The organism is Gammaproteobacteria bacterium (assembly GCA_034522055.1).
Lineage (GTDB): Bacteria > Pseudomonadota > Gammaproteobacteria > JAABTG01 > JAABTG01 > JAABTG01.
Window position 1 is genome coordinate 2,224,334 of the sequence record JAXHLS010000002.1, and the last position, 13,840, is coordinate 2,238,173.

The following is a 13,840-nucleotide window of genomic DNA, read 5'->3' on the forward strand; positions in this document are numbered from 1 at the left end:
AAATGCGCAGGTTAAGAAAGGGTGACGACGTGGTCGTCACGACGGGCAAGGACAAGGGTAAGCGGAGCACCATCACCAAGGTGATTTCCGAGGAGCGGGTGATCGTGGACAACGTCAATGTGGTCAAACGCCACACCCGGGCCAATCCCAACCAGAATCAGCCGGGCGGGATCATCGAGAAGGAGATGCCCGTGGATGCGTCCAATGTGATGCTCTGGAATCCGCAAACCCAGAAGGGTGACCGGGTCGGCTTTCGGTTCCTGGAAGACGGCCGCAAGGTGCGTTTCTTCAAGTCCACCAACGAAGTAATCGACGTCTGAGGTATGTGGTCATGGTAAGGCTGTTAGAACATTACAGGGAGCAGGTGGTAGCCGGACTGATGGAACAGTTCAAGTATGCCAATGTCATGCAGGTACCGCGGATCCTGAAGGTGACCATCAACATGGGGGTGGGCGAGGCCGTCGGCGACAAGAAGATCATGGATCATGCCGTCAACGACATGACCCTCATCGCCGGCCAGAAGCCTGTCGTCACCCTGGCCCGCAAGTCCGTGGCCGGTTTCAAGATCCGCGAGGGCTGGCCCATTGGCTGCAAGGTCACGTTGCGCCGTGAGCGTATGTACGAATTCCTCGACCGTCTGGTCAATATCGCCATACCCCGGATCAGGGACTTCCGCGGTCTGTCGCCCAAGTCTTTCGATGGCCGCGGCAACTTCAGCATGGGTGTACGGGAACAGATTATTTTTCCCGAGATCGAGTACGACCGGATCGACACCCTGCGGGGCATGGACATCGTGATTACCACCAGTGCGCCCAACGACGAAGAGGGTCGGGCGCTGCTGGCGGCATTCAAATTTCCATTCAAGACGCAGAAAAGCGAGTAAACGGAGCGTTTGGCGACATGGCAAAGATTTCCATGGTGGTACGAGACAGGAAGCGCACCCAACTGGCGAGCAAGTATGCCGCCAAGCGGGCGGCGCTGAAGGCCCTCATCAGGAATCCTGAGAGCAGCCTGGAGGACAAGTACGAGGCGGTGATCAAGCTGCAGAAGCTGCCCCGTGATTCGAGCCCGAGCCGGCAACGGAATCGGTGCGGTCTGACGGGAAGGCCCCATGGCTATTACCGGAAGTTTGGGTTGGCCCGCAACAAGCTACGGGAAGCCGCCATGCGTGGTGATGTCCCCGGGCTGGTCAAGGCGAGCTGGTAGCCATACCACGCCTTGCGGGTTGGTGAATGATCGGCCCTGCGGGGCGGATATCTGTCAACGAGGAAATTAATGTGAGCATGCAGGACCCGGTCAGCGATATGCTGACCCGTATCAGAAACGGCCAGTCACGAGCCAAGTTGAAGGTCGCGATGCCGGCTTCCAGCCTGAAGAAGGCCATCGCCGGCGTATTGAAGAGCGAAGGCTATATCGGCGACTTCAGCGTTACGGAGGAACATCCGGGCAAGCCCTCTCTGGTGGTGACCCTCAGATATCACGAGGGTGCTCCCGCGATCCGGGAAATCCACCGCGTCAGCCGTCCGAGTCTGCGGGTCTATGAACCCAAGACCAACCTGCCCAAGGTCAAGGGTGGGCTGGGAGTCGCGATCGTCTCCACCTCCAAAGGTGTAATGACTGATCGCGAGGCGCGCGCCGCGGGTCATGGTGGCGAAGTGCTCTGCACGGTATTCTGAGGAGTCTTGAGATGTCACGCATTGCCAGTTATCCCATAACGTTGCCTTCGGGGGTGGAATTCCACCGCGATGGTGACAACGTTACGGTCAAGGGAAGCAAAGGGACCCTGAATCACCGACTCCACGCGGCCGTGGATATGACGGTGGAAGACAACGTCATCAGTTTCGTCGCCCGCGAAGGCCACGAGAACGCCGTTGCCCTCGCCGGCACCTCGCGTGCGGTCATCAACAACCTCGTGGTGGGTGTCTCCAGCGGCTTCGAGAAACGCCTCAAGCTCGTGGGTGTGGGTTATCGCGCTCAGGTGCAGGGTAATGTCCTTAACCTCGCCCTCGGCTTCTCTCACCCCGTCAACTACCCCATCCCCGACGGGGTACAGATCGAGGCCCCGAGCCAGACCGACATCGTGGTCAAGGGCGCGGACAAGCAGCAGGTGGGCCAGGTGGCCGCGGAGATACGCGCCTATCGGCCACCGGAGCCCTATAAGGGCAAGGGTGTGCGCTACGCCGATGAGCACGTGGTCCGTAAAGAGGCCAAGAAGAAGTAATCAGAGGACACTTTAGATATGCACGCTAAGAAAGTCGCCCGCATGCGCCGGTCCAAGAAGGTCAGGGCGCAGATGCGCAACCTGCAGGCACACCGGCTTTGTATCAACCGTACGCCGAGGCACATCTACGCCCAGGTCATATCTCCGGATGGTGACCTCACCATCGCGAGCGCCGCCACTACAGAGACCGATATCTCGAAAGAGGTGGGTTCCGGAGGCAATATTCCTGCGGCCGCCCTGGTGGGCAGGGCCATTGCGGAGCGCGCCAGGTCCAAGGGCGTGACCCGGGTGGCCTTCGATCGCTCGGGTTTCAAATATCATGGTCGTATCAAGGCGCTGGCGGATGCGGCGCGTGAAAACGGTCTGGAGTTTTAAGAGGCGGGTCCTATGGCTAATTTCGACAAACAATCCAGCGACGACTTCATCGAGAAGCTGATCAGCGTCAACCGCGTCGCCAAGGTGGTCAAGGGCGGCCGGCAGTTCGGCTTTACCGCCCTCACCGTGGTGGGGGACGGCAACGGCCGGGTCGGCATGGGTCGGGGCAAGGCCCGTGAGGTGCCTATAGCCATCCAGAAGGCCATGGAGGCGGCACGCAAGAACATGAAGACGGTGGCCTTGAGGCAGAATACCCTGCAGTACGCCACCATGGGTGAGCATGGCGCGGCCAAGGTTTACATGCAGCCCGCTTCCGACGGTACCGGCATAATCGCCGGCGGTGCCATGCGCGCTGTGTTCGATGTGGTCGGCGTGCACAATGTCCTGGCCAAGTGCATTGGCACCAATAACCCCATCAATGTGGTAAGGGCCACCATCGAGGGCCTAACCCGGATGGAATCACCCGCTGGCATCGCCGCCCGTCGCGGCAAGTCGGTGGAAGAGATCGCGAGCTGACCATGATCGAGCAAACTCAGAACAACGGCAGGCTGGCCGTGACGTTGACCCGCAGCATGTACGGGCGTCTCAAGAACCATCGGGCGTGTGTCCGTGGTCTGGGACTGCGGCGCATGCATCATACGGTGACGGTGGAGGACACGCCGAGCAACCGCGGCATGATCAACACCATCGCCTATATGCTGCGCGTGGAGGAGATCTGACATGAGATTGAACACTTTGACGCCGGGTGGGCGGGCCAAGGCCCGCAAGCGCGTGGGTCGTGGCATCGGCTCCGGTCTGGGCAAGACCGCCGGGCGTGGTCACAAGGGCCTCAAGGCCCGTTCAGGCGGTACGGTGAAGCCCGGTTTCGAGGGCGGCCAGATGGCGCTGCAGCGGCGCCTGCCGAAGGTGGGCTTCCAGTCCCGCATGGGCCGGAGTACCGCAGAGGTGCGGCTCGGCGAACTGGGCCGGCTGGACGTGGACACCATCGACCTGGCCGCTCTCAAGAAGGCCAATGTCATTACCCGTAGTATGAAGCGGGCCAAGGTGATGCTCTCCGGCACCATCGACAAGGCCATCGTGCTCAAGGGCGTGGGCGCCACCAAGGGGGCCCGTGAGGCCATCGAGGCCGCCGGCGGCCGCGTCGAGGAATAAGCGAGATATCGTGGCCGCAGGCATGCAAAAACCGGATATGGGTCAGCTCAAGGAGCTGCGTCAGCGCCTGCTGTTCCTGTTGGGGGCACTGGTAGTGTTCCGCATCGGCACGTTCATTCCGGTGCCGGGCATCGATCCCATCGCCCTCGAGGCCCTGTTCGACCAGCAGCGGGGCACCATCCTCGATATGTTCAACATGTTCTCGGGTGGCGCGCTGGAGCGTTTTTCGGTGTTCGCCCTCGGGATCATGCCGTACATTTCAGCATCCATCATCATGCAGCTCCTCACGGCGGTGCATCCCAAGCTGGAGCAGCTGAAGAAGGAGGGGGAATCGGGGCGTCGCAAGATCAATCAATACACCCGCTACGCCACCGTCGGCTTGGCCTCTTTCCAGGCCATCGGCGTGGCCATCGCCCTGGAGAGCCAGCAGACCGGCAGCGGCGGCGTGGTGATCGCGCCGGGTATCGGCTTCCGGGTCACGGCGGCCGTCACCCTGGTCACCGGTACCATGTTTCTCATGTGGCTGGGTGAGCAGGTGACCGAGCGCGGTATCGGTAACGGCATCTCCATGATCATCTTCGCCGGTATCGTGGCGGGGCTGCCTTCGGCCATCGGGGGCACTCTGGAGCTGTCCCGTACCGGCGAGGTGCACACGATCCTGGTGTTGCTGCTCATGGTCATCGTGCTGGCCGTCACCGCCTTCGTAGTGTTCATGGAGCGGGGGCAACGGCGTATCACCGTCAACTACGCCAAGCGCCAGGTGGGGCGCAAGATGTACGGCGGCACCAGCAGTCACCTGCCCCTGAAGGTGAACATGGCGGGCGTGATCCCCCCCATCTTCGCCTCCAGCATCATCCTGTTCCCCGCCACCATGGCGGGGTGGTTCGGCACCGGAGAGAGCATGGGCTGGCTGAAGGACGTCGCCACCACCCTGTCGCCGGGGCAACCCCTGTATGTGTTGCTGTACGCCGTAGCCATCATCTTTTTCTGTTTCTTCTATACGGCGTTGATGTTCAACCCGGAGGAGACTGCGGACAATCTCAAGCGGTCCGGGGCGTTCATTCCCGGCATCCGGCCCGGGCGGCAGACGGCTCATTACATCGACGGCGTCATGACCCGACTGACCGTGGTCGGCGCCTTGTACATCACGCTGGTGTGCCTGCTGCCGGAGTTCATGATCCTCAAATGGAACGTGCCCTTCTACTTCGGCGGGACGTCCCTGTTGATCGTGGTGGTTGTGGTCATGGACTTCATGTCCCAGGTGCAGGCGCATCTCATGTCCCATCAGTACGACGGGTTGATGAAGAAGGCGAATCTAAAGGGTATTGGAAAGAGTGGGGTCGTGCGCTGACGGATGGTCCGTCCACGGCACGTATTGGAGCGAAATCATGAAAGTCAGAGCATCGGTAAAGAAGATCTGCCGCAACTGCAAGATCATCAAGCGTAACGGTTCCGTGCGGGTGATCTGCACCGAGGCGCGTCACAAGCAACGTCAGGGCTGAGCCCTGGAAAAATCGGCCATTGATAAAGGCCGCGAATTTTTATATTATGGCGCGCTTTACCTCGGCAAATGCGCGCATTCTGGAGATAGAGGAATATGGCTCGAATCGCGGGAATCAACCTCCCCGGACAGAAGCACACGGTCATTGCCCTGACTTACATCTACGGCATCGGCAGGACCACTGCGCACAAGATTTGTGAGGCCACGGCCATCGTTCCCGACCGCAAGCTCAGTGAGCTTGCCGAGGAGGACCTCGACCGGGTACGTAGTGAGGTGGGCAAGTACATCATCGAGGGCGACCTGCGCCGCGAGGTGTCGATGAACATCAAGCGATTGATGGACCTTGGCAGTTATCGTGGTATCCGGCATCGCCGGGGCCTGCCTCTGCGTGGGCAGCGCACCCGGACCAATGCGAGGACCCGTAAGGGGCCCCGTCGTATCATCAAGCGATAGTATCGAGAGAGCGGTAACTGATCCATGGCTAGAACCACTGCAAGCAAATCGAAGAAGAAGGTCAAGAAGACCGTGGTCGATGGTATCGCCCACATCCACGCTTCCTTCAACAATACCATCATCACCATCAGTGACCGCCAGGGCAATGCGCTGTGCTGGGCGACGGCGGGTGGCAGTGGTTTCCGGGGGTCGCGCAAGAGTACCCCGTTCGCCGCGCAGGTGGCGTCGGATCGGGCGGCCCAGGCAGCCAAGGAGTACGGTCTGAAGAACCTCGACGTACAGGTGAAGGGACCCGGGCCGGGGCGGGACTCGGCGGTACGCGCCCTCAACGCCGCCGGGTATCGTATCACGAGCATTACCGATGTGACCCCCATTCCGCACAACGGTTGCCGGCCGCCCAAGAAGCGGCGCGTCTGAGAGGTAAGGGAAAATGGCTAGATATCTAGGACCCAAATGCAAGCTTTCCCGCCGCGAGGGTATCGACCTTTCCCTCAAGAGCGGTGTGCGCGCCCTCGACAGCAAGTGCAAGCTCGAGCAGCCGCCGGGCCAGCATGGCCAGCGTCGCGGCAGGCTTTCCGACTATGCGGTGCAGTTGCGGGAGAAGCAGAAGATGCGCCGCATGTACGGCGTGCTCGAACGCCAGTTCCGCAACTACTTCAAAGCGGCGGCGCGTGGCAAGGGCTCGACGGGCGAGGTCCTATTCCAGCTCCTGGAACGCCGGCTGGACAATACCGTATACCGCATGGGCTTCGGCACCACCCGCGCCGAGGCCCGACAACTGGTGAGCCACAAGGCCATCCTGGTGAACGGCCGGTGCGTCAATATCCCTTCCTATCAAGTGAAGCCGGAGGACATCATCGCCGTGCGGGAGAAGTCCCGTACCCAGCAGCGTATCCAGGCCTCTCTGGACCTCGCGGAGCAGCGCGGGTTTCCGGAGTGGGTGGACGTTAACACGAAGGAGATGAGCGGGGTTTTCAAGGCCGTTCCCGAGCGCGGTGATCTGCCGCCTGATGTCAACGAACAGCTGGTAGTGGAGTTGTACTCCAAGTAAACCGTATCCCGGAGTCGCCTTTATGCAATCCCATTTGACTGAACTGTTGAAGCCGCGCCTCGTGGAAGTGCGAGCCCTCGGCGGCAACAGTGCGAAGATAAACATCGAACCCCTCGACCGGGGCTTCGGCCATACCCTCGGCAATGCCCTGCGCCGGGTCCTGCTTTCCTCCATGCCGGGCTCCGCGGTGGTCGAAGTGGACATCAATGATGTACTGCACGAGTACACCACCATCGAGGGTGTGCAGGAGGACGTGACGGAGATCCTGCTCAACCTGAAGGGGCTGGGGGTTTCCATGCATGCCCGGGACGAGGCCCTGCTCACCATCAACAAGAAGGGGCCCGGTATCGTCACCGGTGCGGACATCCAGTTGGACCATGATGTGGAGATCGTCAATCCGGGCCATGTCATCGCCCACCTCGGTGATAAGGGGGAACTCAACCTCACCATGAAGGTGGCACGGGGACGGGGTTATCAGCCCGCCTCCCTGAGGGAGGACGAAGAAGAGTCCGACCGTCCCATCGGCAAGCTGCTGCTGGACGCCTCCTTCAGCCCCGTCAGGCGGGTGTCTTACCAGGTAGAGAGCGCGCGCGTGGAGCAGCGCACCGATCTGGATAAGCTGGTCATCGAGATCGAGACCGACGGCACCATGGACGCGGAGCATGCCATTCGCGAGGCGGCGGCGGTGTTGCGTGATCAGCTCGCGGTGTTCGTGGATCTCGATGCGGAAGGCGAGGGCGAGCCGGCGCGCCTGGCGGAGCCCTCCATCGACCCCATACTGTTGCGTCCGGTTGACGACCTCGAACTCACCGTTCGATCGGCCAACTGCCTCAAGGCGGAAGGCGTTTACTATGTGGGCGACCTCATCCAGCGCACGGAAGTGGAGCTGCTGAAGACCCCCAATCTGGGCAAGAAGTCCCTCACGGAGATCAAGGACGTACTGGCCTCACGCGGACTGTCCCTGGGGATGCGCCTCGAGGCGTGGCCGCCGCCCGGATTGTACGACGAAGGCAAGGAACGCGCCTGAAGCGCGAGCCCCCCCACCCTTTACTGATCTAGAGGATCACCCCAATGCGTCATCGTAAGAGCGGACGCCAGCTCAACCGGAACAGTTCCCATCGCGATGCCATGTATCGCAACATGAGCGCATCCCTGTTTCGCCATGAGTTCATCACCACCACCCTGCCCAAGGCGAAGGAATTACGCCGTGTCGCCGAGCCGCTGATCACCCTGGCCAAGGAAGATAGCGTTCACCATCGGCGCACGGCCTTTTCCCGGCTGCGCGACAAGGAGGTGGTGGGTAAGCTGTTCAAGGAACTGGGACCGCGTTACCAGGACCGGCCGGGTGGTTACCTGCGGATCCTCAAGGCCGGTTTCCGTTCGGGTGATGCGGCCCCCATGGCCGTGGTGGAACTGGTTGACAGGCCCATGGATGAATCGGATAGCGGAGTCGCCGATCGCGATTGATTCATTCGGGACGGGCGGATCGACGAAAAAGGCCGGGCATGAGCCCGGCCTTTTTGCGTTCAGGCTTCGGTTATGCGGCCGCAAAAGGTTATGGTTGCTATGGCCGGTGGGGCGCCGCCCCCAAGCGGGCCGAAGCAATGGAGGCGAGGGCGGATCAATCGGGCCGACAGGGTGAGCGACGACAACACCATAGACCATTGGCGTGAACGGCTGCGCGGCACCCGCCTGCCACCCCTGGCGCGCGTGACGGCGGCGGCCGCCGAGACCCCGGACGGGACCGCTACCGAACGATGGGCACGCCTCTATGCCCGCGATGTCTTCCTCTCTGCTGAGGTCTTCAGACTGGCCAACGAGCGCGCGGGTACGCACATCGTCCGTCTCGAGCAGGCCCCCGTCATCATCGGACAGGAGCGCTTCATCGCTCTTGGGCGCAGCGCCGAAACCGTCGAGGACCAGCTGACGGGGGAGGATCGGGAGGCCTTGATGGCGGCCCTCAGGTGCGCCGTCATTGCCGCCAGGCTCGCCGGGATGTGGGCGACGACCCTGGGTTTCCGGGTGCCGGACGAGTTCTATTTCAGTGCCCTGTTCGAAAGACTAGGGGAACTCCTTATCCGTTACTTCGCTCCCGCCACGGCACGCCGGGTGGACGAGGGCCTGGGCAAGGGCCGTCCGTGGCATGGGACGGAGGCGGAGGTACTGGGTTTTCACCAGCGCGACCTCGGCCTGGCCCTGGCACGGGACTGGGACCTGCCCCAGCTGTTGCTCGAGGAGTCGTTGGGGGAGGCCGTGATGGTGGGTAAGGCGGGCCTCGTCCACGGTGCCGTGGATGTCGCTGCCTGTATAGGGGTGGCCGATGGCGAGGCGCGACTCACGGCATTGCTCGAGGAACTGGGTGCACGCTGGGACCGTTCGCCCCAACACCTGGCGGAGGATGTATTCATCTGCGCACGGGATTGTGCCCGCGACGCCCTGGCCTGGTACCCGCGGGCCCACGATGGCCGCTACGTTGAGTTATATCCACGCCCTCACGTGTGGCGTCCATCCCCTCCTGCCACGGCGCCGGCGCACCATCAGGGTCTTGCACCGGCCACCTCAGCGTCCCGCGCTAGCCGGCCCGGGTCAGAGAACCACGCACCCGTGCAGCCCGCATCGCCGCATCCCAAGGGGTCGGAAGGGGCAGCCACGGCGGCGAAACCGCGGGTCGCCCCACGTGCCGCCGCACAACCCATCCCGGCAGCACCCACCCGGCCCGCGCCCCGTCCACCGCCCGAGTCGCCACTATCCGGGGCACCCGCCGCGGCAACTCCGTCCCCGCCCTCCGGGCCCGCGCGGCCCACGTCATCGCCAGCCGCCGCCGCGCCGGAGACCACCAACGATGTGATCTCCAGGGTGGTGCATCAGATCGTCACGGCCACTCGTCTCGAGCGCTGTCTATTCCTGGTGGTCGATCGCAAGAAAGGGGAGGTAGTGGTGCGCCATCACGCCGGCCTCGCCGAGGATTCGCCCCTAGGGCACCTGTCGATAGGGTTGGGTGATGGCAACCTGTTCGCCCTCGTGATGCGGAAACCCGCCGTGTTATGGGTGGATGCGGCAAAGCGCCGTCGCTTCCAGGGTGCCATCAAGGAGCCCCTGAGGGCGCTCACGCCGGCAGGCGAGTTCCTGGTGGCATCCCTGTTCATCAAGGGGCGGCCCCTGGGCTTGTTGTATGCCGATGGGGAATCCTCGCTGACCGCGGCCCATCTCAACAACTTCAAGAAGGCCCACGGCTACCTGGTGCGCCACCTCGATGACCTGGCGTCCCGGCGCATGGCCCAGCCCCGGGGGTGATGCGGTGACCCGTGCCGTTCCGTCGCCCCGCCCGGTGTTCATGGTGACCGACTTCGGGCCCTGCGGCCCCTATCTCGGCCAGATGCACATCGCTCTTGTCCGTACCGTCCCGGGTCTGCCGGTGGTGGACCTGATCAATGACATGCCGCGTTTCAGTCCCCGGCCCGCGGCCTACCTGCTGGCCGCCCTGGCGGCGGCGGAGCTGGAACCCGCGGTGTTCCTGGCGGTGGTGGACCCGGGGGTGGGCACTCCCCAGCGCCGGCCCGTGGTGGTGCGGGCGGGACGCCATGCCTTCGTAGGGCCGGACAACGGCCTTTTCAACGTCATCGCCCGCCATCATCCCGAGGCCGAACGGGCCCTCATCGAGTGGCGCCCGCCGGCCCTGTCGGACAGCTTTCACGGCCGTGACCTCTTCGCCCCGGTGGCGGCGCGTCTTGCCGCAGCGCAGAGCGTCGCGACCACCCCCCTGCCATGGCAGGACCATGAACTCACAGACTGGCCGGGAGACTGGCCGGCGGTGGTCTACGCGGACGGCTACGGCAACCTCATGACCGGCCTGCGGGCGGCGGGAGTGCCACCCTCGGCCCGCATCGGGGCGGGTGGCCGGGAACTCACCCGGGCCCGCACCTTCGGCGAGGTGCCCGCGGGCAGCCCCTTCTGGTATGGCAACTCCAGCGGCCTGGTGGAGCTTGCTGTCAACGGTGGCAGCGCGGCGGCGGAGCTGGGGCTCGCGCCGGGCGATGCGGTGAGGGTGGTGGGGGGGTGATGGTTTGCTGGGGAATGGGGAAAAGGGAAAAGGGGAAAAGGGAATGGTGAGTGGTGAATGGTGAATAGTGAATAGTGAATAGTGAAAAGCACTAGCCTGCGAGCTTCTTCCTTAGCAGTTCGTTGACCTGTTGGGGGTTGGCCTTGCCCTTGGAGGCCTTCATCACTTGGCCCACGAAGAAGCCCAGTACCTTGTCGCGACCGGCGCGGAACTGTTCCACCTGCTCCGGATTGGCGGCGATCACCTCGTCCACCATGCCCTCGATGGCGCCGCTGTCGGTCACCTGGCGCAGGCCCCGGGACTCGATGATGGTGTCGGCGTCGCCTTCGCCCGCCCACATGGCCTCGAACACCTGTTTGGCGATCTTGCCCGAGATGGTGCCGTCATTGATGCGCGTCACCAGGCCGCCGAGCGCCTGGGGGCGCACGGGGCAGTCGTCGATTTCCCGATCCGATCGGTTGAGGGCCGCCGCCAGTTCGCCGGTCACCCAGTTGGCGCACAGCTTCGCCTGGCCCTCCGAGTGCTCCACGGCGGCCTCGTAGTAATCTGCGAGTTCGCGGCTGCCGGTGAGGACCCCAGCCTCTGCGGCCGACAGGGCATAGGCGGAACGGAAGCGTGCCGCCTTGGCATCCGGCAGCTCGGGGAGGGTGGCCCGCACCTCTTCGATGAAGACTTGATCGATCTCCACCGGCAGCAGGTCGGGGTCGGGAAAGTACCGGTAGTCGTTGGCCTCCTCCTTGGTACGCATGGAGCGGGTCTCGTCCTGGTCGGGGTCGTAGAGCCGGGTCTCCTGGATCACGGTGCCGCCGCCCTCGATGATGTCGATCTGGCGTTCTATCTCGTGGTTGATGGCGCGCTCGATGAAGCGGAAGGAGTTGAGGTTCTTGATCTCCGCGCGGGTGCCGAAGGCCTCCCGGCCCCGGGGACGCACCGAGACGTTGGCGTCGCAGCGGAAGGAGCCCTCCTGCATGTTGCCGTCGCAGATCCCGAGGTAACGCACCAGGGCGTGGATTCGTTTCATGTAGGCCACGGCCTCGCCGGCGGAGCGCAGGTCGGGCTCCGAGACGATCTCCAGCAACGGTGTGCCGGCGCGGTTGAGGTCGATGCCCGTCATGCCGTGGAAGTCTTCGTGGAGGCTCTTGCCGGCATCCTCCTCCAGGTGGGCCCGTGTCACCCCCACCCGCTTGGTGGTGCCATCCTCCAGGGTGATGTTCAGGTGGCCGCGGGCCACGATGGGCAGCTCGTACTGGCTGATCTGGTAACCCTTGGGCAGGTCGGGATAGAAGTAGTTCTTGCGCGCGAACACCGACCGTCCCGCCACCTCGGCGCCGATGGCGAGACCCAGCATGGTGGCCATGCGCACGGCCTCGGCATTCAGTACGGGCAGCACCCCCGGCAGGCCCAGATCGACGGCCGAGGCCTGGGTGTTGGGCGCGGCACCGAAGGCGGTGGACGCCCCCGAGAAGATCTTGCTGCGGGTCTTGAGCTGCGCATGGATCTCGAGTCCGATGACCGGTTCCCACTCCATTTCTCAGTCTGCTCCGGGTTGGGGTGACGCTGAAGTAATCAATCGAATCCCGGCGGCGTCCGCCGGTGCCAGTCCGTTTCCTGTTGAAAACGATGGGCGATGCCGAGCAGCCGCCCCTCATCGAAGTAGTTGCCTACCATCTGCAGTCCCACGGGCAGGCCGTCCACCAGGCCGGCCGGTACCGACAGGGCGGGCAAGCCGGCCAGGTTGGCGGCGATGGTGTAGATGTCCGACAGGTACATGGCCACCGGGTCGCTGGTCTTCTCGCCGATGCGGAAGGCGGGCGCGGGGGCGGTGGGGCCCATGATCACGTCCACCTCGTCGAAGGCGCGGCGGAATTCGTCTTTGATGAGCCGGCGCACCTTCTGGGCCTTGAGATAATAGGCGTCGTAATAGCCTGCGGACAGGGCGTAGGTGCCCACCAGGATGCGCCGTTTGACCTCGGCGCCGAAGCCCTCACCGCGGCTGCGCTTGTAGAGATCCTCCAGGTTCACCGGTGCCTCGCAGCGGTAGCCGAAGCGCACGCCGTCGAAGCGCGACAGGTTGGAGGAGCACTCCGCCGGCGCCACCACGTAGTAGGCAGGCACCGACAGCAGGCTGCTGGCGAGGCTGATCTCCCTGACCGTGGCGCCGGCGGCCTCGAACACGGCCACGGCGCGGTGGACGGCCCCCGCCACCCCCTCGTCGAGGCCCTCACCGAAGTGCTCCCGGGGCAGGCCGATGCGCAGCCCCTTCAGGGGTTGATCCAGCAGGGCGGGATAGTCCTCGAGGGGCTGATCCAGGCTGGTGGAGTCCCGTTCGTCGAAGCCGGCCATGGCGGCCAGCAGCCACGCGGCATCGGCCGCGCTGCGGGTCAGAGGCCCGGCCTGGTCGAGGCTGGAGGCGAAGGCGATCATGCCGTAGCGGGACACCCGTCCGTAGGTGGGTTTCAGCCCGGTGATGCCGCACAGGGCCGCCGGCTGGCGTATGGAGCCGCCGGTATCCGTGGCCGTGGCCGCCGGCACCAGGCGCGCCGCCACCGCCGCCGCCGAGCCGCCCGAGGAGCCGCCGGGCACATGGTCCGTATGCCATGGGTTGTGGACGGGTCCGTAGTAACTGGTCTCGTTGGAGGATCCCATGGCGAACTCGTCCATGTTGAGCTTGCCCAGCATCACCATGCCGGCCGCCGCCAGGCGCGCCACCACCGTGGCGTCGTAGGGGGAGACGAAATTGTCCAGCATCCGCGAGCCACAGGAGGTGCGCACGCCGCGGGTGCAGAAGATGTCCTTGTGGGCCATGGGGATGCCCGTCAGGGGGCCACCCTCGCCGCGGGCGCGGCGGCCATCCGCCGCCCGGGCCTGCTCCAGGGCGCCTTCAGGGGTCACGGTGATGAAACTGTTGAGGGTTTTGTCGAGGCCCTCGATGCGTGCGAGGAAGTGGCGGGTGAGTTCCTCGCTGGAGACCTCCCGGTCCTGCAGGGCGGCGGATAGTTCGGCGATGGATTTATCGTGCATGGATCG

At 64.0% G+C, this 13,840-nt stretch carries 20 protein-coding genes; 18 read left to right on the forward strand and 2 right to left on the reverse strand.

Going from position 1 to position 13,840, the window contains the following annotated elements; all coding sequences use genetic code 11:
• Positions 1-2 precede the first annotated feature (2 nt).
• The 18 genes from rplX to U5S82_10945 all read left to right on the forward strand — a co-directional run bounded on the left by rplX (position 3) and on the right by U5S82_10945 (position 10,813).
• A complete protein-coding gene (gene rplX / locus U5S82_10860; protein ID MDZ7752140.1) occupies positions 3-320 on the forward strand; it encodes a 50S ribosomal protein L24 in 318 nt (105 codons plus the stop codon).
• An 11-nt stretch (positions 321-331) separates the two neighbouring features.
• On the forward strand, positions 332-883 hold the full coding sequence (gene rplE / locus U5S82_10865) for a 50S ribosomal protein L5 (GenBank protein ID MDZ7752141.1): 552 nt from the start codon (positions 332-334) through the stop codon (positions 881-883).
• Positions 884-900: 17 nt separating this feature from the next.
• A complete protein-coding gene (rpsN, locus tag U5S82_10870; protein ID MDZ7752142.1) occupies positions 901-1,206 on the forward strand; it encodes a 30S ribosomal protein S14 in 306 nt (101 codons plus the stop codon).
• A gap of 71 nt (positions 1,207-1,277) precedes the next feature.
• Complete coding sequence (rpsH, locus tag U5S82_10875) at positions 1,278-1,676, forward strand: 30S ribosomal protein S8 (GenBank protein ID MDZ7752143.1); 399 nt, start codon at positions 1,278-1,280, stop codon at positions 1,674-1,676.
• 11 nt (positions 1,677-1,687) lie between these two features.
• The gene (rplF, locus tag U5S82_10880) at positions 1,688-2,221 is read left to right on the forward strand and encodes a 50S ribosomal protein L6 (protein MDZ7752144.1); all 534 of its coding nucleotides are present in this window, start codon (positions 1,688-1,690) and stop codon (positions 2,219-2,221) included.
• 18 nt (positions 2,222-2,239) lie between these two features.
• Positions 2,240-2,596 carry a 50S ribosomal protein L18 gene (rplR, locus tag U5S82_10885; protein MDZ7752145.1) on the forward strand — a complete coding sequence of 119 codons (357 nt, stop codon included), beginning with the start codon at positions 2,240-2,242 and terminating at the stop codon, positions 2,594-2,596.
• Positions 2,597-2,608: 12 nt separating this feature from the next.
• On the forward strand, positions 2,609-3,112 hold the full coding sequence (rpsE, locus tag U5S82_10890; GenBank protein MDZ7752146.1) for a 30S ribosomal protein S5: 504 nt from the start codon (positions 2,609-2,611) through the stop codon (positions 3,110-3,112).
• 2 nt (positions 3,113-3,114) lie between these two features.
• Positions 3,115-3,315, forward strand: a complete 201-nt coding sequence (rpmD, locus tag U5S82_10895; GenBank protein MDZ7752147.1) for a 50S ribosomal protein L30 — start codon at positions 3,115-3,117, stop codon at positions 3,313-3,315.
• A 1-nt stretch (position 3,316) separates the two neighbouring features.
• On the forward strand, positions 3,317-3,748 hold the full coding sequence (gene rplO, locus U5S82_10900; GenBank protein ID MDZ7752148.1) for a 50S ribosomal protein L15: 432 nt from the start codon (positions 3,317-3,319) through the stop codon (positions 3,746-3,748).
• Positions 3,749-3,770: 22 nt separating this feature from the next.
• Entirely contained in the window at positions 3,771-5,099 is a 1,329-nt protein-coding gene (secY, locus tag U5S82_10905) for a preprotein translocase subunit SecY (GenBank protein ID MDZ7752149.1), read from the forward strand.
• Positions 5,100-5,136: 37 nt separating this feature from the next.
• Positions 5,137-5,250, forward strand: coding sequence for a 50S ribosomal protein L36 (gene rpmJ / locus U5S82_10910; GenBank protein ID MDZ7752150.1), 114 nt, complete (start codon positions 5,137-5,139; stop codon positions 5,248-5,250).
• Between the two features lie 95 nt (positions 5,251-5,345).
• A complete protein-coding gene (gene rpsM, locus U5S82_10915; protein ID MDZ7752151.1) occupies positions 5,346-5,702 on the forward strand; it encodes a 30S ribosomal protein S13 in 357 nt (118 codons plus the stop codon).
• 24 nt (positions 5,703-5,726) lie between these two features.
• Positions 5,727-6,119: a 30S ribosomal protein S11 gene (gene rpsK / locus U5S82_10920; protein ID MDZ7752152.1), complete on the forward strand. Its 393-nt coding sequence runs from the start codon at positions 5,727-5,729 to the stop codon at positions 6,117-6,119.
• A gap of 13 nt (positions 6,120-6,132) precedes the next feature.
• Positions 6,133-6,753, forward strand: coding sequence for a 30S ribosomal protein S4 (gene rpsD, locus U5S82_10925; GenBank protein MDZ7752153.1), 621 nt, complete (start codon positions 6,133-6,135; stop codon positions 6,751-6,753).
• Between the two features lie 22 nt (positions 6,754-6,775).
• Positions 6,776-7,780, forward strand: a complete 1,005-nt coding sequence (gene rpoA / locus U5S82_10930) for a DNA-directed RNA polymerase subunit alpha (protein ID MDZ7752154.1) — start codon at positions 6,776-6,778, stop codon at positions 7,778-7,780.
• Positions 7,781-7,824: 44 nt separating this feature from the next.
• A complete protein-coding gene (gene rplQ / locus U5S82_10935) occupies positions 7,825-8,220 on the forward strand; it encodes a 50S ribosomal protein L17 (protein MDZ7752155.1) in 396 nt (131 codons plus the stop codon).
• A gap of 171 nt (positions 8,221-8,391) precedes the next feature.
• Complete coding sequence (locus tag U5S82_10940; protein MDZ7752156.1) at positions 8,392-10,047, forward strand: HDOD domain-containing protein; 1,656 nt, start codon at positions 8,392-8,394, stop codon at positions 10,045-10,047.
• Between the two features lie 4 nt (positions 10,048-10,051).
• Positions 10,052-10,813, forward strand: coding sequence for an SAM-dependent chlorinase/fluorinase (locus U5S82_10945; protein MDZ7752157.1), 762 nt, complete (start codon positions 10,052-10,054; stop codon positions 10,811-10,813).
• Between the two features lie 91 nt (positions 10,814-10,904).
• Here U5S82_10945 and gatB read toward each other — a convergent pair whose 3' ends face one another.
• A complete protein-coding gene (gatB, locus tag U5S82_10950) occupies positions 10,905-12,341 on the reverse strand; it encodes an Asp-tRNA(Asn)/Glu-tRNA(Gln) amidotransferase subunit GatB (GenBank protein ID MDZ7752158.1) in 1,437 nt (478 codons plus the stop codon).
• A gap of 38 nt (positions 12,342-12,379) precedes the next feature.
• Complete coding sequence (gene gatA / locus U5S82_10955) at positions 12,380-13,834, reverse strand: Asp-tRNA(Asn)/Glu-tRNA(Gln) amidotransferase subunit GatA (GenBank protein MDZ7752159.1); 1,455 nt, start codon at positions 13,832-13,834, stop codon at positions 12,380-12,382.
• Positions 13,835-13,840 lie beyond the last annotated feature (6 nt).